This is a genomic window from Streptomyces telluris (genome assembly GCF_024519335.1).
Taxonomy (GTDB): Bacteria; Actinomycetota; Actinomycetes; order Streptomycetales; family Streptomycetaceae; genus Streptomyces; species Streptomyces telluris.
This window is the reverse complement of sequence record NZ_JANIID010000015.1, coordinates 21,736-40,885: the sequence shown is the minus strand read 5'-3', so window position 1 is coordinate 40,885 and position 19,150 is coordinate 21,736. Positions and strand designations below refer to the sequence as shown.

Here is a 19,150-nt window from a genome sequence, read left to right as displayed (position 1 = left end):
AGGGATCCACCGGTCACGGCGTCGGCAGCGCGACGCGTACGGGCCGGCAGTCGGGGCGGGCGACGATCAGCGCGTCGCCCGGTAGGGGGGCTCGTGGCAGCTCGATGACGACGTCCAGGTCCTCGCCGTCGCGCACGGTGCCGACCGGGATGTCCGCGCCGCCGGTGGCCGGGGACAGGGTGACGGTCCACGGCACCGGCTGTTCCGGATCGTCGACGCCCTGCGCGGAGGCGCACAGGCGCACGGTGCCGTCGGGGAACGCGGTGACGGAGCCGGTCACCTCCCGGCTGAGGATGCGCTCGCCGAGCTCGTACATGCCCCCGTGTTTGACCAGCGGGGTGGCGTTGCGCGCCGGGTCGACCGCCATCCACACGGCTTCTCCGACGATCAGCGCGTAGTCGGGGAGGTCGACCACCGACCGGACGCGGCACTCGGCGCTGAGCGTGCCGCCCTCGACGGTCGGTGTGCCGGTCACGACGGGTTCGCGCAGCTTCAGGCCGGAAGCCGCGCTCTTGTCTATCTCGGCGCCCGTGAAGGTGCCGGCGAAGTTCGCCAGGGAGGCCATGGACGCGTCGCAGAGAGTCAGGCCGAACTCGCGCCGCTCCAGGATGAGCCCCGTGGTGTGGTTCTTGATCTGGCAGCCGACGGCGAAGTGCGGTGGCCGCCGGGCCACGAGGTAGGTCCACTCCGCGGACATGAGGTTCACGCCGCTCGGGCCGGTCGCGGTGATGATGCCGACCGTGGACGTCCCGTACCGCATCAGCTGCTCGACCAGGTCCTGGCTGATCATTCCTGCGCCCCCTCGGTGGTGCCGGTCACGACAGCGCTTCCTTCACGTCCCGGTCGGCATCGAGGGTGAGCCCGTGCCGGGTGACCGTGGATTTCGCCGCGAGATACCGGATGTTGTGGGGGTTGGCATGGGTCTCGGTGGGTATTTCGTGGACGACTTCGATGCCGCTCCGGCGCAGCTGCTCCGACTTGTCGGAGTTGTTCGTCAGGAGATCGATCCGGTGGATGCCGGCCGCCTGGAGCATTTGCGCCGCCACCGCATAGTCGCGGGCGTCGGGAGCGAACCCGAGCGCGGTGTTCGCCTCGAAGGTGTCCAGGCCGGTGTCCTGCAAGGCATAGGTGTCGATCTTGTTGTAGAGGCCGATGCCGCGCCCCTCCTGCCGGAGATAGACGAGCGCTCCGCCGCGTTCGTGGATGCGGCGCTGGGCCTCGCGCAACTGCGGGCCGCAGTCGCAGCGCAACGAGCCGAAGACGTCGCCGGTCAGGCACTCGGAATGGACGCGGACCAACGGGATGTCGCCCGGTATCCCCATGCCGATCAGGACGTGCTCGCCGCTGTGGGAAAGAGCGTCGAACGAGGTGACGGTCGCTTCCACGGGCCGGCCGATCCCTATGTCCAGCGGGACGACCACGGTCCGGCGAACAGTGGCTCCGCCGCGTTCATCAGGGAAATGCCCCGGTCGCTCTGACGCCATCATGCCCCTCCTGATACGTGACCGACGCACCTGCCCCATCCGACCGCATCACAGGGACAGTTACGTGAATCACTCCCACCCCGAGCACCACCGCTCACACTAGCCAATGCCCGCCCCCTGAACCTTGCGTAAATGCGCCAGAGTTCACGGGTCAAACACGAGTCAAACAAGTGGCGCTTTTCAGGAGCTCCACTCCGGTTGGTCCGGCTTTGGGCTGTGACTCCTGTTGCAGGAGAGAATTCCGAAGGGGTCTCGGAGATCGACATCCGAGCGGGGCGACGGCCGGGGCTGACGTTTTCTCACGCCTCGCCCGGGGCACGCCGCCCGTTCGCGGAAGCACCGGCCCCTCAGCGCCCGGCCCCTCAGCGCCCGGCCCTTCGGTGCCGGCCCGTCGGTGCCCGGCCTTCGGTGCCCGGCCCTTCAGTGCCCGCGCCGCGGCCCGTGCCCGCCGGCCGCCGCCTGTTGCTGGAGGAGGGCCGCGATGTGGTTGAGGTCGTCGATGATGGCGAGGAGGCCCTTGATGTCCGGTGCGGAGGCACCGTTGACGCCGATGAAGAAGGTGTGGCGCCGGCCGTGACCGGCCTCGAAGTAGCCGGCCAGGGTCTCGCCGCCCACCGCCAGCCGGTTGTTGACGGCGTCGAAGCCCGCGACCGTGCCGGGCTTGGCGAAGACCTTGCCGTGGGCCGGGCAGGTGGCCGCGCGGGTGCAGGATCCGGCGAGCGAACCGTCGACGCCCAGGATCGGCAGGGCCTTGCGGAACCGGTCCGCGTCGGGGGTGCGCTCCCAGTACCTCAGCAGGCGCGGGAAGGCCGTCGGGACGATGCGGTCCACGGGGTTGCCGCCGCGCCCGTCCAGGAGCTGCAGCTGCCGCGGGTCGACCCCTGCCTTGCGGACGAACTCGGCGAGCGGCCGGAAGCCGTCGTCGCAGTTGCGGCTCCCGGTGTGCACGGCCATCAGGCAGATGCCCAGATTGGCCCCGAGGTTGTGGCTGACCTTGAGGATGACCTTGGCGTACTCGGCGTACGGAGGCGACACGTACGCCGCGACGCGCTCCGTGCCGTGCCGGTCCTGCCGCAGGAGACCGGTCGGGTTGGGGCCGGTCGCGTGCGCGTGGACGGTGACGCCCGCACGGCCGAGCGCCTCGATGAGGGCCGTCCGTCCGAAGGCGTCGGGGTTGCGCACCGGGGACACCCTCAGGACGGGCTTCGCCCCGGCGGCGATCGTCCCGGTGAGGGTGATGTGCGTGCCGTCCTGCGAGGCGGTGACGGAGATGTCGGTGGTGCCGCCCGCCGCGACGGTGCGCACCTGCGAGTCGACCTGGTACGGCGCGACGCGCGGGCGCCAGTCGAGCTTGGCGGGCCGGCCGGCGGACGTCGGGGTGGTGAGCAGGTCGATCAGGTTGTCGTTGACGATCAGCGGGGTCGGGGCCGGGTCCAGGTTCGCGGACGAGGTGAAGAGCCGGGAGTCGACGACGACGTCCCCTTTGACCTCGGTGATGCCCGAGTGCCTTACCTGGCGGGCCAGTTCGTCGATCCCCGCCAGCGGGTTCTGCGGGGTCAGCGTCGCGCCGGGGACGTCGTTGGCGTAGGTGTGGTCGATGTCGGTGTACTCCATGGTGCCGCCCGGGCCCGTCCGGCCGCCCAGGCTGAGGTCGCCCTGGCCGACGAGCACGAGGTGGCCGTCCAGCGCCGTGTGGTTGCGGTGCCCGACGGCCAGCACGGGCGTGGTGAACCGGTGGTCGCCGCCGATGGTCCGCCAGGTGGCCGAGACGCTGAACAGCTTGGCCGCGGAGCCGGGGATGAAGAACTCGCCGGCGTTCTTCGACCGGACGGTGCGCCCCTTCTCGTCGACCTCCAGCAGGCCCCACCGCGCGTGCTCGTAGCCGGGCTTCCTCATCACCGCCTCGATGGCGGCCCCGGGCCTGCGCTCGCGCACCGCCGCCGCGGGGCCCGCGGACGCCGCCGTCAACGCGGTGATCACGGCGACCGCGACGCCCGCCCGTGCCCGCCATCCCCGCGTGAAGCCTGTCATCGCGCCACCTGTTCCCACTCCGGGTCGACCGCCGTCGCCACGGCCCGCGTCCGTGCCGATTGCGGCAGCCGTACCGCGCGGGACACCCCTGCCGAACGTCCCGGCCGGTACCTTCACCCGCGCGGTCCAGCCCCGGCGGGGCAGGGAACACGTTCAGCCCAGCGGGCGCCGGCCGCGCGGTTCGCCTCCGGCGGCGCGGCCGTGCCCGATTGACGGCCCGTCACGCGGGCACGGGCGACTCCAGCGTGGCGAGCGCCCGGTCGGCCACCTCGGCCGGGGCCGCGGTGATGACGTCGTCGAGCGCGGCCCGGGAGCTCTGCAGGTCCGTGATGGCGCGCGTGATGCGGTCGCGCTCCCGGAAGAGGTCCGCGACCAGGTCCGAGCAGGTGGGAACGAGCCGCTCGCCCTCGTCCCGCAGGCAGGGCAGGATCGCGGCGATGGTGGCGGTGTTCAGGCCGGCGGCGAGCAGGCTGCGGATGCGGCGCACGGCGGCGACGTCGCCTTCGGCGTATTCCCGGTAGCCGCTGGGGAGCCGGCCGGGGTGGAGCAGGCCCTGGGCCTCGTAGTAGCGCAGCAGCCGCTCGTGGACACCGGTCCTCCGGGACAGTTCGCCGATCCTCATGCCGTTCCCCCTGTGACTGCCGCGCGGGGCAAGCCCGGCGGCTTGACTCTGACACGGATGTCAGAGTTTAGCGTCCGCGGCATGAACAAGACCTTCCTCCCCCTCGCCGCCCTGAGCACGAGCGTCTTCGTCGTCGGCACGGCGGAATACCTGGTCGCGGGCATGCTGCCGCAGGTCGGGGCGGATCTCGGGATCTCGGAGGGAACGGCCGGGCAGTCCGTGACCGCCTACGCCCTGGGCGTGGTGACCGGCGGCCCCGTGGTGACCATGCTGACGTCCCGGGTGCCCCGCAGGCGGCTGGCCGTGGGGCTGATGCTGCTGTTCGCGGCGGGCAGCGCGGTCTGTGCCCTGGCGCCCACCTTCGGCATGCTGCTGACCGGGCGCGTACTCGCGTCCCTCAGCCACGCCGCGTTCCTGGCGGTGGCGATGGTGATCACGACCGGCGTGGTCCCTCCGGAGAAGACCGGAACGGCCATCGCGACCGTCGCCTCGGGCTTCGCCGTCGCCACCCTGCTCGGCGTGCCGCTGGGCTCCCTGATGGGGCAGAGCGCCGGATGGCGCGCCCCCTTCTGGGCGTTGACCGTCCTCGCCCTGGCCGCGACCGCGGTGCTCGCCGCCGTCCTGCCCGAGCAGCCGGCGCCCGCCACGCGCGTACGGGACGAGCTGCGCGTGGTCACCCGCAAGCCGGTGCTGCTGGCCATCACCGCCACCGCCGTCGGCTTCTCGGGCGTGACCACCGTCTTCACCTACCTCACGCCGCTCCTCTCCCGGATCGCGCACTTCTCCCCCGCTGCCGTCTCCGGGCTCCTCCTCACCTACGGCGCGGGCAGCGTCCTGGGAAACCTGGCTGCCGGAAAGCTGACGGACAAGTCCCTGTCCACGACCGTGCGCGGCGTGTTCGGCGGCCTGACCGGCGTGCTGGCCCTCGTGCCGTTCGCCGTCCTGTGGCAGCCCAGTGCCGTGCTCGCGGTCCTCGGGCTCGGGCTGCTCGCCACCGCCACCATCGCCCCGCTGCAAGGACTGATCCTGCGGCACGCGGGAGCCGCACCCACCCTGGCTGTCGCCGTCAACGCGGGCGCCTTCAACCTGGGCGCGGCCGCCGGATCCGCCCTGGGCGGGCTGATGGTCGCCGCGGGCGCCCTGCGCTGGACCGGCCTGGCCGGAGCCCTGCTGACCGCGGCCGGCCTGGCCCTGACCTACCCGGTCCTGCCCCGCGGCGACGACGGGCGTCTTCCTGCCGCCGGGCGGACGGCAGGAAGACTGGTTTCACGCGCAGGAGACGCTCACCCGCAGGGTCACGGGGCGGCTCCCTTCTGAACGGAGCCGCCGGGAGACCGCCGCCGCCCTCCCCTGTCGGGCGGCGACGGTACGCCCCTCCGCAACTCGCTTACGTGCAGGGCCGGATCGACCGGTTCGCACTCGCGGCCGCCCCAGGTCGAGTGTGGCCCAACCGGCGCCCGATGTAGAGGGTTTTTTTAGAAAATTCTTCTGGTTCCATCCCTTGGCCGCCAGGACCGCGCCGAAGGCCGCCGCGATGCGCAGGCCCGCCTCGCACAGCTCGCGGACGATCAGCAAGGTACCGTCAGTTGAGCAGGAAAATCCGACACAGGATGGGGCAGCAGAGGCGATGACGACGCGCATACGCAAGGTGTTCTTAGCGGCAGGCCTGATCTCCGCGCTCCTGGCGGGGGGCAGCACGGTACCGGCGGCCGCCGCGGGGACACCGGCCCCGGCCAGGACCGCCCTCGGCCCGTGCGAACAGCGGGCGGACGTGGAGGTGTTCCGCAAGGGCGGCGTTCCCGTCCTCGACTGGCGGGAGAACCTGGAGTTCGACGGCCGCGGCACCCTCTGGGTCGCCCACCTCATCAAGAACCGGGTCGAGGGATACGCCCCCGACGGAACGCTGAAGACGAGCTTCCCGGTGAGCGGCCCCGGCGGGCTCCGCCGCGGCCCGGACGGCATGATGTACGTCAACTACGGCGTGAGCCCGCTGGCCACGGACGGCGGCATCATGCGCTTCGACCCGGCCGCCGCCACCCCCAAGCCGGAGAAGGTCGTGGGCGGGATCCGGGGCATCAACGGCCTGGCCGTCGACACCGCCGGCAACTTCTACCTCAGCCGCGAGCTGGCCACCGGAATCGTCAAGGTCCGCCCGGACGGCACGAAGGACGAGGAGTGGACCCGGGCCGCGGACGTCTTCGGCGCCAACGGCCTGGAGATCGCCGGCGACCAGCTGTACGTGAGCGCCATCACCGACACCTCGTCCCCGGTCTACCGCATCCCGCTGAACGACCCGGCGCGCCGCACGACGGTCACGCACCTCAGCAGGAACCTCCTGGACATGAAGTTCCTCGACGACCTCACGTACGTCGACGGGAGCCTGGTCGTCGCGTCCTTCCGCGACGGTCAGCTCATCCGGGTGAACCCGGACACCGGCCGCTCCTGCGTCCTGGCGAGCGGGCTGCACATGCCCAGCAGCGTCCGGGTGGCCCGTGGTTTCGGCGAACACAGCGCCCAGAAGGCCCTGTTCGTGGTGGAGGCCTCCGGCCGCATCCTGAAGGTGACGCTCCGCTGAGTCAGGCCCGCAAGGACACCGGGGGTCTCAAGGGCATCAGGACGTGGGCCCCTGCATGTGCTCGCTGATCCACTGGATGAGCCCCCCGGTCTCCATGTTGGGCACGTAGCTGGCGGCGTTGTGCTCCCCGCCCTGGATCACGTGGTACTTCGTCTTGACCGGTCCTTTGTTGCCGTACTTGTCGACGAAGCGGTCGATCGGCGGCTTGACCGGCTCAGTGGAGCCGACCTGGAAGGCCAGGTAGACGTCCGGGCCCTTGCTCGCGATGAGCCGCTGGGCCAGGACGTCGGAGCTGTTGTCCGCCTTCTCCTTCGCGTGGCCGGCCCACAGGCGCGAGTCGGGGACGATGTCGGGGCCGGAGGCGATGACGGCCTTGAACTTGTCCGGCTTCTGCAGCACGGACTTCAGGCCCGCGGAAGCCCCGGTGGACGAGCCCATGAAGGCCCAGCCGTCACGGGACTTGATGGTCCGGAAGTTCTCCTTGATCAGCTGCGGGACGTCCTCGGTGAGCCAGGTGCCCATCTTCGGCTGGCCCGGGATGTCACTGCCGTCCCAGTACTGGCCGAGCTTCGGGTCCTTGGGGTCCTTGTCGTGGTTCTCCGGGTTCAGCACCGGCATCGCGATGATGAAGGGCAGGCTCTTGCCCTCCTTCGCCCACTTGGATATGGAGGCCTGGAGCTTGAGGTCCGAGCCCATCCAGTAGTTGTTGGGGAAGCCCGCGCCACCGGGCAGGGCTATCAGCACCGGGAAGCCGCTCTTGGCGTACTTCGGGTCGTCGTACTCCTTGGGGGCCCAGACCCAGACCTTGCCCTTGAAGCCGGACTTCTTGCCGTCGTACGTCGTCACGGCGACCTTGGACCCGTCCTCGGGGACGGTGCCGGAGACCTTGAAGCCGGCGTCCGGCCCCAGGGGCATCAGGGCCTTCGAGCCCGCCGCCTGGTCGCCGTTCTTCCCGCCCGCCGCGCCCTTGCCGAAGGAGATCGGGTCCCCCTTGTCCGTGAACGGCGGGATCTCGAAGTAGGACATGACCGGCCAGGCGACCAGGCCGAGGGTGACGACGGAAGCCGCGGCGATGATCCAGCGCTTGGTACGGGCCGGACGCCCTCGCCGGGTCCGGTTGGTGGTCGGCGGGCTGTATGTCATCGAACGGACCTCACTCCGGTGCCGGGGGCCGGTGTGCGGCCCTCGTCGTTTCCAGTGACGCCTGAGGAGATGAGGTCCGTGCCGCGAAGGGTTCCGATTCTCACAGAATGATGACATTTTTACCTGACCATGACGGTCGCGATGCGCCCGGCGCCTGCCCGGCGCGGCCCGCGGGTCGCCCGTCGTCCGGTCGAGGCAGCCGCCGTCGGGCGCGGTCACCCGTTCGGCGTAGCGCAACGGGCTGCGGGACGTCGGGACGGTCATCGTTGGGCATGCCGCCATTCGGCGGATGCCGTCACTCTCGTCAGCACGGGAGGAATCATGCGTAGAGTGATCGTTTCAGTGATCCTGGCCGCCATAGGCGTGTTCGGGGTCCCTGCCACCGCACAGGCTCAGCCGACCGACGTCCCCTGGGAACTGTGCGAAGAAGGGGGCGGCGACGTCGTCCTGACCATCACGGACGACGGGGATGGCCAGCTCGTCTGCGACGGAGGCGAGCACGACGGCCAACTCATCTCCGTCTCAGGTGACGAGCAGCCTGTCTTGGACGACCAGCCTGTCTCGGATGACGAGCCCATCTCGGACGAGCCCATTTCGGATGACGAGCCCTTCTCGGTCGGATGACGACTACCGGTGGCTCAGCGGGTGCGCCTGATGTGTGCGATGACGGCCATGCTTGCTCTCCCGCCGGATGCGGGGTGAGTCGGTGCCGGTGGAGGCAGCATGCCGTGCCGCCGCTTCCGGCTGTCATCCGGATGTGAGCCGAAACGGGCCCACGCCCGTGCGGGCGTGGCGGGCTATTGCTCGGGCTGGTCGGGCTCCCCGGCGCCCATCTCGTGCGGGGCGGGCTGCGGGAAGGGAGTGCGGACGTCTTCCGCCTTCCGCTTGCCATCGGCTCCTGGTTCCCTCACCACGGCGAGCGGGGCATAGTGATAGTCGACACCGGTCGGCTCTTTCTGGCGCCACTCCCCCTGGGCGTCCTTGGGCCACTCCACCTCACCGGTGACCACCCGGGCCGGGATCAGCCAGTAGTCGCCGGTCCGGTACTGCTGTTTCCTCTCGCCCTCTTTGTCCGTTCCGAAGTGGATCTGGACGCCGTCCTCGAGGTCGATCCAGCGGCCCTGCTCGACGAGGAGCGTGTGCCGGCCCAGGTGCGGCTGGTCCTCGGCCTTCTCCTGCGCCTTCTTCGGCTTCGCAGGCTCCGGGCGGTGGTCCCAGCGGCGCAGGACGGGATGCAGGGCGGGGTCGGCGCCGAGGCCCGGCTGGTGGTGGTCCTGGGAGGGGTCGTCGTGCAGGACGACCTGCCGGGCGGTGTGGTCGGCCTCCAGGACGCGGTACAGGCTCGTGGACATCTTGCGGATGTCGTCCGTGGCGGCTCGGCAGACCGTGGCGTCGTCGACGATCTCGACGATGTCCCCCGCCTCCACGCCGAGCCGTCCGTCACGGCCGAGGGACTCCAGCTCCAGCGTGGCGCCGGCGGCCGATCTGATCGGGAGGACCACCGAGGCGTTCTCCCTCGACCATTTGAACGTCGCCTTGCCCGCGTCGCCGCCCTGGTGGATCTCCACCCGGTAGAGCTGGTTCTCCGGGCCGCGGTATCCGGACTCCGGGGGCAGGTCGCACGGGGCCGTGCCCTCCTCGGGGCGCGCGACCTTGGCGGCGAGCGTGCCACGGGGCTTGAACTGTTCGTCGAGTTTGGCCTCGAGGAAGGCAGCCGGGCCGAGGCTGAAGAGGGTCTTATCGGCCGGCATCCAGTCGAGCTGCCAGACGACGCGGGTCCGCACGCTCGTGTCGGGGCCGTGCAGGCCCAGGGCGACCTCTCGCAGCGACGCGTCCTGGGCCGCGGTGACCAGCCTTTCCCACACCCTCAGGTAGACCAGGAACATCGAGGGGAACTCCGGCTTGTGGTCCGGGTCGAGGAAGCCGTCGGGCTGCCCCTGGTAGTCGGTCACCTCGTCGCATTCGCACAGGATGCCGTCGACGTACATGTGGCCGGACGTCACGGAGAAAGTGGGGTTCTCGAACGCGACCTTGAAGCCTCCGGGCAGGTTCCCTTTGGGTCCGGCGGGGTAGGCGGCCGGCCCGAACAGGTCGGTGACGAGGGTGCGCATGTAGTGCATCAGGATGGCGGTCTGCTCGTTGAGGTCCGCGTCGAGCTGGACGCGTCCCTGCTGGGCCAGGACGGCCGAGAACCGCCGGTCCTTGTCGAACGTGACGCGGGAGAAGTCGCCTTGCATGGGTGTTCGGGCTCCCTGGTTGAACCGCGGGGGTCAGGTCGGGTGGGGGTCAGGTGACGAAGACGAGGGCCGGGTCGCAGCCTGCGGGGGCGTACTCGGCGAGGCGCGTGCGCAAATTGTCCTCTCGCTGCGGCTGGAAGAGGTCGTGCAACGCGCCGGGTTCGGACCCGTCGTCCGCACCGCGGCGGATCGCGTCCGGGCAGCCGTCGGCGAGCTGGAGGTATCCGGGGGTTCCGTAGCGGGTGCTGGTGAAGCGCAGCGGTGCGGCCGCGGCGGTGCCTGAGTGTTCGGGTTCGCAGTGGAAGCGGCGCGGGGTGCGGGAGCCGGTCGGCAGCCAGCAGAACCGGAGGCAGCCGGCCGCCCCGTGCACCACGTGGACGTCCCCGTCGAACAGGCAGTTCTCCACCAGGTCGACGGAGTGGACGTGCACGGTGCCGATGACGGTGGTGCGGTGGGCGGTGAGGACGGCGAGGGCGTGGCGGTCCTCGGGGCCGGTCAGGGCGGCGGAGGTCCGCGCGGTGGCGTCGAGGGCGCTGTCGGAGAGGTGGATCCGCTGAAGTTCGTCGGCCGGCTCGTCGCGGCGGACGACGACGGTCCCGAGCACGCTGTGCTCGACGCGGACGTCGGCAGGGGTGTCAATGAGTTCCAGGCTCGGTTCCTCGGGCTGCCGCGGGCCGCACCGCTCGTCGAGGTCCCAGCCCGGCACGAGGGTGCAGTGCCGGATGAGGAGGTCACCCACGTCCCCGCGGACTTGAATGCTGCGCCCGGTGACCATTAGGCCGTCCAGGGTGACGGAGGGCGGGGGCCCCTCCCCCGTGCCGGTGCCGGTGACGCGGAGGGCGTCCGGGCGGCTGCCGGACAGGTCGAGGAGGCGGAGAACGGGGCGCGCGCCGTCGGCGGCCCGCAGGACGAGCCGGTCGCCCCGGTGGAGGCAGATGTCGAGGAGGTCCTGGTGGACGTCGTTGCCGCTGATCTCGATGACGTCGGAGGGCCTCGGCCCGGGATCGCGCGGCGGGGCGGTCCGTTGCACGATCCGGTAGCCGCCCAGGTGGGGCCCGGCGTCCTGGTGGGGGCCGTCATTCTGGCGGGGGCCGTACTCCTGCTGCTGCGGTTCTACGTCCTGCTGCTTCCCAATCGGGACGTCCTGCTTCCGCTCCGACGCGGCACGCCACCGGTCGTGGTCGGCACGCCACTGCTCGACGGCGTCCGTGATCCGGGTGAACGGCTCGCCGGGGCCGACGCGGTAGGGCGGGATTTCCCCCTCGGGCACGACCGCGTACGGGCGCGGGTACTCGCCTCCTCCCAGGTCGCTCGCGGCCCCGTGGTGGTAGGTGACCCGGACGCCCTGCTCGGGGGCCTGCCGGGCGGGGAAGGCGATGCGGCCGAGGACGGGGTCGACGGCGACCTTCCCCTCCGGCGTCCGGTAGTCCCAGCCGGACAGGTCGGCGGAGATGACCCGCTCCAGCGCCACCGGCGGCCCGTCACCGTCCCCCTCCCACACGCACAGGCTCTTGCCGGGCCCGTAGTAGTCGTGGAGGCGCTCGGTGAGGGACCGCCGGCCGATGGGTGCCGGGACGTTGAGCTCGCCCGCGATGTGGCAGGGCGACGGTTCGGGCACCGGGAGGGTGAACAGCTGGGTGTCGTTGCCCAGCAGGCTGAACGTGAAGCGGTACGCGGCCCGGTCCAGGCAGAAGGCGGGGGCTCGGGTCTGGGAGTGGGCCTGCAACCGCCAGACGTGGAGCCCGAGTCCGGGGATGTTGTACCGCCCGGCCCGGCGGGTCCCGCAGGCGCGCGGCATCTCGGCCGTGTGCGCGAGCTCGTCGAAGGGGCCGTCGGCCCGGTTGAGCGGCTCGGTCCGGCGGAGGTCGGCCAGCCCGCCGCGGCGCAGCCGGCGTGCGGTGCCGTGGTCGTCGGCGGTCAAGCGGCGGACCGGCTGGGTGAGGGCGAGCAGCCGCCGGTGCTCGACTGCGCGTGCGGGCCAGCCGGCGACGTCGGCGGCGAGGTCCTCCAGGAGGGCCAGCGTTCCCTTGCGGCGGCGGTTGGCAACGGTGTCGGCGACTTCGCGGCGCGGCACGGCGTGGGCGAGGAACTGGTCGCGGCCCTCCGCCTGCTCGGTGAGGGCGGCGGCCGCTCCGGGCGGGAGGGCGTAGCCGATGAGGGCCCCGAGGTAGGGGACGACCCACTCGGCGCACGTCTCGATGAACCAGTCGTCGTACATGCGCTCGATGTCGGCCTCGACGACCGCGGCCTGTTCGGCGATGACGGACAGCAGTGCGCGTAGTTGCCCGCCGTTCCGCTCGTCCATCCTGCGGTGGACGGCGGGCAGGAGGGCGTAGAGCCGGTCCGGGTTCACGGGATCCTCCGCAGGACGAGGGTTTCGGGCACCGCGGGGTCAAGGACGACGAGTTGGGCGGCGTGCAGGCCGCGGCCGACGATGAGCTTGGTCCCGAGCTTTTCCAGATCGTCACTGGGCACAGCGCCGGGGTTGAGGGCGACGAGGCGGTCGAGGCTCAGTCCGTAACGCAGGGCGATGGAGGTGAGCGTGTCGTCCTGGAAGACATGGGCGGGGAGCTCCCGGTACTCGGCACGGCGGGCCGGGACGCAAGGCGCTGCCAGGGTCAGCTGTTCGGCGAGGCCACTCAGCCCCACCGTGTCGATGTCGTCCGGGATGCCCCCGAAGACGTCCACGTCGACGTGGTCGACGCCCGGAACGGCCTGGGCCGCGGCGATGACGGTAGTGAGGTGGACGGGCTGCGCGAGTTCGGCGCGCGCGAAGCCGAGGGCGTCGTGCAGGGCCCGGCGCACGGCGGGTTCGACGTCGTCCCATCGGTGATCGGGCAGGACGCGGATGCCCGCGGAGACGACGAGGAGGACCCTCTCGCGCAGGGCCACCACGACCGGCAGCGCCGGGTCCCCGTAGCGGTTGAGCGCGGCTTCGAGGGAGGTGAGGAGCGGCGAGGCGTGCCCGACGGGGCTGTCGCCGACGGTCGCGACGGTGACCTGGACGACGCGACGCCTGATGTCCTGGCTGTACTGGGCGGACGCCTTGCCGATGCCCGCGTAGGAGCGGGCGAAGTCTTCGTAGTCGCGCAGTGACACGATCCGGTCCAGGGCGCGCATCCGCAGGGGCACGCGGCTGCGGGTGTCGCTGGGGCCGTCCGCGTCCGTGCCCCCGGTCGCCGGGATCGGGTTGGTGACGGCGCTGACGCCCAGCGGCCTGCTGACGACCTGGTTGACCTGGCCGGTGGGGAGGTTTCCGCCGCTGCCCCCGCCGACGCGGTACTCGGCGGTGACGTTCTCCGTCCCGGTGTGCAGCCGCGCGCCGTGAACGCCGTCGCCGAAGGTGACCGCGGCCTCGCCTTCCGGGCCCGTGCGCAGCCGGTATCCACGGTCGGCGGGACCGAGCTCGGTGAGGTCGTCCGACTCGTGCCAGGCGACGCCGCCGACGCGGACGGTCAGGGTGCCCCCAGCGCCGGTGGGCGTCGCCGCGGGCAGCCAGGTCAGGGGCGTGCGGCGCAGGGCGAACGTCTGCCCGGCCTGCGCGGCGTCGCCGCTGCCGATCACCTCCTCGACGCTTTCGCCGACCGTGGCGGGGACGACGTTGCCCTGGATGACGACGGTCTCCCGCCGGTAGCTGTAGGCGAGCTCGGTGGTCAGGACGAGCGTGGTGTGAAGACGGTCGCCCGGGCGTTCCAGATCGGTCTGCTGACGCACTCCGCCGAGCATGACGAGCTCCGTGCCGCGCACGCCGGTGGTGTAGGGGACGTCGGTACGTTCGCCGGAGACGACGAGCCAGCGTCCCGGGGTGAGGCCCTCGCGGGTGTCGTCGAGGGTGATTTCGCGGCCCATGACGTCGGAGGTGACGGGGACTTCGGCGGGGGTGAGGGGCTCTCCGGCGGCCCACACGACGGCGTCCCGGCGTGCCTCGCTCAAGTACGCCTCAGGCAGGTCCGACGTGAGTGTCAGGCGGGTCACTTGGAAGACCAGATTTTCACCGGCCTTCAGGGCGCACTGGGTCACCGCCCGGACCTCGCGCACGATCGTATCCGCGCCCGCCTTCTCCAAGACGATCGACGTACCGGGAAGGATCGTGTCGTAAACGGCGTCGAGGGTGAGTTGATTCTTCTTTCTGTCGTCCTCAGTACCCACATCAATTTCAATGGCTTTGGGGTCCTGCTTCTCGCTCACGGTCGCGCCGTAGGGGGTGGCCTTGACCCGAAGCCACTGAATCCCCTGAAGCTCTTCGACCGGGGTGACCGATGCCGTCCCCAGGGCCTGGTAGAGCTGCCCGGCGAGCTGCGGGCGGGTGGCGGCCAGCAGCCTGGTCAGGGCGTCGGAGCCCGTCCCGTACAGGTCGGCGATGGGCGTGGTCAGGTCGCGCCGGTCGGCGGGAGGGCGGGAAGGGGGCCGTGCGAGGGCGCCGAGGACGGGGGTGAGGCCGAGCAGCACTTGGCCCTCACGCTCACTCTTGTCGGCCTTCGGACCCTGGACCTCGCCCGGGTCGGCGAGTCCTGGCCTGCTCGAGCCCTCACCGGTCCCGCCGCCGTTGCCCCCTGCCGGCGGTTCGCCTAGGTGGATCAGGGCGTCCAGCTCCGGGGAGTTCGTCGCCCGGGCCGCCGCGATCCGGAGTGCTCTTGCCGCGACCGCGACCGGATCCAGCAGCTTCACAATCGCCCGGTCGCCTTTCTTCCGGGCGACGGCGAGGTGCTCGTCGAGCCGGTTGAGCGGTTCGAAGAGGTCGGTGAAGAAGCGCGACTCCCGTCGGAAGTCGGCTTCTTGGGGGTCGTCTTCGCCGGTGCCTGCCTTCCTGATCGGTTCGAGCACCGTCTCCTTGGCCCTGCCGTCGGGAGTCTCCACGGCCATCGCCCGGCCGACGACCGTGCCCAGGGCCTCGGCCGCGTCGGCGTACTCGTCCTCGGGCGTGGCCGACGCGAAGTACACGGTGGTGCGCTGGTGCTCCGGGTCGGCCTTGCTGTCGTGGACGGTGCGGACGGCGAAGAGCCCGGGGTCGGAGAAGGAGAACAGCATCCGGTCGCCGGGCCGCAGACCCGCGTGAATGCCGGAGAGCTCCAGGGCCCGCACTGTATTCAGGCGCTCGACACTGAGGTCGGGCGGCTCCGTCCGGCGGACGGGCAGTTGGTTCCATTCGGCGCGGGCGTGGAGGTCCTCCGAGGTCTCGAAGGTCTGCGGGAGAGCACCGGGCAGGGGCGTGCTCTTGACCTGCGACCCGGCCGGGATCGTGGCGCGGGCGCCGGGGTCGAGGGTGTAGGCGAGGAAGGTGCCGGCGCCCAGGGCGGGGCGCGGACCGTGGCCGACGAGCCTGCCGAGCCGGGTCAGGGACTCCTGTTCGGTGGCCGTGCCGAGGTAGCCCTCGTTGGTGATGCGCTCCTGGTAGAAGGTGAGGATGTCGCCGATGACGGCCCAGGCGTCCAGCAGGGCGACGGAGGGGTCGTCGGTCTCGCGGTGGGTGAGGCGGGCGAGTTGCCGGTGGTCCTCGCCCGACAGCCGGGCGAGCATGGCGTCCAGGACCTGTCCGTGGGTGCCGGCGCGGCAGGACAGCTCGGGCAGTCCGGGCCGGTTCCAGATGCGCGCCGGACCGGCCGGGCCGGTGGCGGTGCGGCAGCCGCAGCGGCAGGTCGGGCTGCTCATCGTCCTCCTTCGAGGGTGAGTTCCAGCAGGCCGTTCTCCGGCCGGGCGCTGTCGTCGTCGAGCCGGGCGATCTCCAGCGGCCGCATCCGCAGCACGCCGTCGTCCGGGATGGCGGGGCCGGTGCCATGCAGCCGGCGCAGGCGGGTCACTTCGGCATGCCGCACGCCGGGGACGGCGACGATCGCCGCGATCAGTCGGCTGGCGGGCACCGGGGTGCCGAACGACAGGGCGTCGGGGTCGAAGAAGCCCCGTCCGCCGCCGGGCAGAGGGCCGGGGCGCAGCGCGCTCAGGAGGGCCTGCTTGACGTGCCCGGTGATGTGGTGGGGATCCACCCACACCGTCAGGGCGACGTCGAGGGGCACTTGTACGGCTTGACTGGTGACGACGTCGTGGCCGATGCGGCGGTAGCGGTGCAGGGCCTGCCGGACGCCGTCGAGCAGGTCCCGGGGCACGTCCGCGGCGCCCTGGGCGTCGAGGGCGACGTCGGCCTCGTACCAGCTGCCGTTCCAGCGCAGGGCCGCGGCCGCGCGCTGGATGCCGGGCTGTTGCTGGGCCAGTGCGGCGTAGTCGTCGGCGGTGATGGCGCGCAGGAGCCTGCGGAAGGGTTCGCGGGGCGCGGCGCGGCGTACGTCGGTCACGGGCTCGGGGTCGGTGCCGCCGGTGGCGGGCAGGGGGTTGCGGACGCGGGTGATGCCGCCGGGACGGAGGGTGCGGAAGGCGACCCGGTTGATCGCCGCGGGGCCGACGTTCCCCGTGCGGCCGTTGCCGAGGCTGTACTCGGCCCGCAGCTTCGTGCCGGGTACGGGCAGGCAGCCCGCCCGGCCGTCGCCGAACCGCAGGGTGACGATGCCCTGGTCGTCGGTGTCGGCCACGACGTGCCGGCTGCGCGGGCCGCAGCTCAGCAGGTCGCGGCAGGGCGTCCAGGGGGCGGAGCCTGCGGCCTGCTCGCGGGCGGCCCGCGGCGTGCGGTCCGCCGCGGACCCCTGCTTCTTGCCGCTCTCGGGTGCTTCCCCTCCCGCGGGAGCCACCGGCTGGAGGAGCAGCCGGGGCAGCGCGGCGCGCGGGTCGGTCCGCAGGGCGCGGGCGGCCGGCCCGTGGAGGAGCGGGGAGTCGGGAAGGACGTCCTGGGCGTCCGGCCCCCAGCTCTGGGCGAGTTCCCCGTCGACGTCTTCCTCGGGCAGGACGTATCCGGAGCGGGCCTGCTGGACCAGCGCGTCCAGGCGGCGGAGTTTGGTGTCCAGGAAGTGCTCGAAGCGGGAGAGGAGGGTGGCGAGGGCACGCCTGCGGTCCTCGTAGAAGCCGACCGCTCGCAGGGTCCCCTCCCCGAAGAGGGTCCGCAGGGCGCGCTCGTCGTCGCCGACGGCGGTGTCCCCGCCGTGACCCACGGAGCCTGCCTCAGCCTCATCCCCACCGTAACTCCGGTGTTCAGCCTCCGCGTCGCTCCCGTCCGTACGCCCCTCCTGACTCTCGCCCTTACTCCCGTAACTTCCCTCGCCGGCGTTCCCCGTGGCCTTCCCCACGGCGTTCTCGGCGTCCAGCAGATTGCGGATCCTGTCGCGCGCGCGTTCCGGAAGCAGCGTGAGCTGTCGCGCCTGCGCGGCAGCGACGTGGGCCGGATCGGGGAAGGGGGCGGACCAGGTGAGGCCGGTGTCGGGCAGGGACGGGGCGAAAGGTCTCCCGCCGGCCCAGTGGCCCGGCGCGGTGAACACCGGCGCCGCGGAGCCCGATGCGCCCGTTGCCCCCCGTTCGCCCGTTGCGCCCGTTCCCCAAGTGTTGTCCAATCCGTGTTCGACGAGGACAGCGTTGCCGCGCGCGACGGCCAGGGGGGCGGTTCTGCCGCGCACAGTCAAGTACAGGGGAAACGTCAGGGCGTCCTCGGGGTCCCAGGCAATATCGACGACGGGGACCTTTTCGACGGCGTCGATGCGCGGCGTGACGCGCGTGAGGCGGACGGCCTGCCGGTGGGTGGGGTCGGCGTCGGCCGGGGCTCCGGTGGCGGGGCGGCGCTCCTCCTCCAGGATGAGAACGTCACCGAGGTGGAGATCCAGGGCCCTGTGAGCGCGCCCTTCCTTCAACTCGCCGTCACGCAGCGTGGCTTCGGTCGCCCCTACGGGCAGGTGGCACTGCTCGTTTCCCCAGGCCCACAGCTCGATGCGGCTGTGGGCGGCGCGGAGCCGGATCCGGCGGTCCTCCAGGGGTCGGAAGCAGACCTGCGCCTGCGCCCATAGGACATCACCGGTGATCACCGGCCCGGCGTCCGAAAGCCTCCCGGGAGGCACCACGGCGAAGGCGAATTCGGCCGGGTCGGCCTCCATGTCCGTCTCGGTCTCGACGCAGACGAAGCTCCGGGCGGCGCAGCCGTCGTGCATGGGGTAGTCGACCAGGCGGGCGTGCCGGCGGACGGACGTCCGCAGCCGGGCGGTGTCCAGGTACGCCTCGGCGGCGACGGCGTCCTGCTGGTAGCTGAGCCGGTCCCCGACATGGGCGAGGATCTCGACGAGGGTGATGCCGAGGTCCGGGACGTGCCGCTCGGCCCAGTCCGGCATGGTCAGGGCGAGCCGGTCCAGGAGCAGGCGCCGGAAGCCGGCGTAGTCCTTGGTCAGGTAGTCGACGGCCGGCGCCGGGCGGGTCGGCGGCGGGGGCGGGGGGCCGGCGGGCCGGCAGTCCAGGCCGGTGGGACAGTGCTGCCGGAAGCCGAACTCGTGCGCGGCGTAACGAGGGTCGAAGGCGTCACCGAGGGCGAGCAGGCGGTAGGTGGAGGTGTCGCCGCGCTGGTCGAGGGCGAGGTGCACGTCGGTGGCGGGGTCCTGGTCGGCGCAGCCGTGGACCGTGGCGCCGACGACCCGGATGCCGGTGACCCGCCGACCGCCTTCGATGCGGAAGCTGTGCCGGTCGATGCCGGGGGGCACGGTGCCGAACAGCGTGACGGTGAGGCCGCGCTGGTCAGGATCGACGGTCACGGAGTCGATGCCGGCCAGTCCGGCCCGGCGCACGGAGGCGCGGCGTCGCTCGTCCTCGCAGACCGGCAGGCCCGGGGGGTTCATGCCGCGGTCCCCCCGTCGAGGACGACGCTGTTGCGCTCCCCCGTCGCGGCGAGCCGGTAGCTCAGCGAGACGGTGAGGGTCGATTCCTCGGCGGTGACGGCGAGGGATTCGACGGAGAGGAGGTCGCCGAGCCAGCGCTGCAGGGCGGCCTGGGCGGTCAGCTCCACGGTGGCCGCGAGCTCGGGGCCGTTGGGGGCGAAGACCAGGTCGAGCAGCCCGCAGCCGAAGTCGGGGCGGTTGACGCGTTCCCCGGGGGTGGTGAAGAGCACGATCTCGACCATGTCGCGGACGTGGTCGGCGTGGCCGGTCTCCGCAGTGCGGCCGCGCTCGTCGATGCGGTAGGGGAAGTCGATGTCCACGGGCCG

13 protein-coding genes are annotated in these 19,150 nt (G+C 71.9%); 3 read left to right on the top strand and 10 right to left on the bottom strand.

Annotation, left to right across the window (positions count from 1 at the left end; translation table 11 throughout):
* Positions 1-13 precede the first annotated feature (13 nt).
* The 4 genes from NQU55_RS17730 to NQU55_RS17715 all read right to left on the bottom strand — a co-directional run bounded on the left by NQU55_RS17730 (position 14) and on the right by NQU55_RS17715 (position 4,137).
* The gene (locus tag NQU55_RS17730; protein WP_168092581.1) at positions 14-790 is read right to left on the bottom strand and encodes a flavin reductase family protein; all 777 of its coding nucleotides are present in this window, start codon (positions 788-790) and stop codon (positions 14-16) included.
* Between the two features lie 25 nt (positions 791-815).
* A complete protein-coding gene (locus NQU55_RS17725) occupies positions 816-1,484 on the bottom strand; it encodes a GTP cyclohydrolase II (RefSeq protein WP_168092584.1) in 669 nt (222 codons plus the stop codon).
* A gap of 420 nt (positions 1,485-1,904) precedes the next feature.
* Positions 1,905-3,515 carry a D-alanyl-D-alanine carboxypeptidase/D-alanyl-D-alanine endopeptidase gene (gene dacB / locus NQU55_RS17720; RefSeq protein WP_256790827.1) on the bottom strand — a complete coding sequence of 537 codons (1,611 nt, stop codon included), beginning with the start codon at positions 3,513-3,515 and terminating at the stop codon, positions 1,905-1,907.
* Positions 3,516-3,735: 220 nt separating this feature from the next.
* Entirely contained in the window at positions 3,736-4,137 is a 402-nt protein-coding gene (locus NQU55_RS17715; protein WP_168095474.1) for a MerR family transcriptional regulator, read from the bottom strand.
* Positions 4,138-4,218: 81 nt separating this feature from the next.
* Here NQU55_RS17715 and NQU55_RS17710 point away from each other — a divergent pair, with 81 nt between their 5' ends.
* On the top strand, positions 4,219-5,454 hold the full coding sequence (locus tag NQU55_RS17710; protein ID WP_168095475.1) for an MFS transporter: 1,236 nt from the start codon (positions 4,219-4,221) through the stop codon (positions 5,452-5,454).
* A 310-nt stretch (positions 5,455-5,764) separates the two neighbouring features.
* On the top strand, positions 5,765-6,712 hold the full coding sequence (locus tag NQU55_RS17705) for an SMP-30/gluconolactonase/LRE family protein (protein ID WP_168095476.1): 948 nt from the start codon (positions 5,765-5,767) through the stop codon (positions 6,710-6,712).
* Between the two features lie 36 nt (positions 6,713-6,748).
* Here NQU55_RS17705 and NQU55_RS17700 read toward each other — a convergent pair whose 3' ends face one another.
* Positions 6,749-7,855: an alpha/beta hydrolase gene (locus NQU55_RS17700; protein ID WP_240976847.1), complete on the bottom strand. Its 1,107-nt coding sequence runs from the start codon at positions 7,853-7,855 to the stop codon at positions 6,749-6,751.
* Between the two features lie 330 nt (positions 7,856-8,185).
* Here NQU55_RS17700 and NQU55_RS17695 point away from each other — a divergent pair, with 330 nt between their 5' ends.
* A complete protein-coding gene (locus tag NQU55_RS17695; protein ID WP_168095477.1) occupies positions 8,186-8,479 on the top strand; it encodes a hypothetical protein in 294 nt (97 codons plus the stop codon).
* Between the two features lie 173 nt (positions 8,480-8,652).
* On the opposite strand, the gene NQU55_RS17690 is transcribed toward NQU55_RS17695, so the two are convergent.
* From NQU55_RS17690 to NQU55_RS17670, 5 genes are read right to left on the bottom strand one after another with little or no spacing between them, the layout of a single operon-like run.
* Positions 8,653-10,092, bottom strand: coding sequence for a DUF6519 domain-containing protein (locus tag NQU55_RS17690; RefSeq protein ID WP_256790826.1), 1,440 nt, complete (start codon positions 10,090-10,092; stop codon positions 8,653-8,655).
* Positions 10,093-10,141: 49 nt separating this feature from the next.
* Positions 10,142-12,445 (bottom strand): hypothetical protein, encoded by a 2,304-nt coding sequence (locus NQU55_RS17685; RefSeq protein WP_168094698.1) that lies wholly within the window; start codon positions 12,443-12,445, stop codon positions 10,142-10,144.
* Positions 12,442-15,741, bottom strand: coding sequence for a putative baseplate assembly protein (locus NQU55_RS17680; RefSeq protein WP_256790825.1), 3,300 nt, complete (start codon positions 15,739-15,741; stop codon positions 12,442-12,444). Before NQU55_RS17680 ends, NQU55_RS17685 begins: the two co-directional genes overlap by 4 nt.
* Positions 15,738-18,785 (bottom strand): putative baseplate assembly protein, encoded by a 3,048-nt coding sequence (locus NQU55_RS17675; RefSeq protein WP_256790824.1) that lies wholly within the window; start codon positions 18,783-18,785, stop codon positions 15,738-15,740. Before NQU55_RS17675 ends, NQU55_RS17680 begins: the two co-directional genes overlap by 4 nt.
* A complete protein-coding gene (locus NQU55_RS17670; protein ID WP_168094054.1) occupies positions 18,782-19,144 on the bottom strand; it encodes a GPW/gp25 family protein in 363 nt (120 codons plus the stop codon). The genes NQU55_RS17675 and NQU55_RS17670 overlap by 4 nt, the downstream gene beginning before the upstream one ends.
* Positions 19,145-19,150 lie beyond the last annotated feature (6 nt).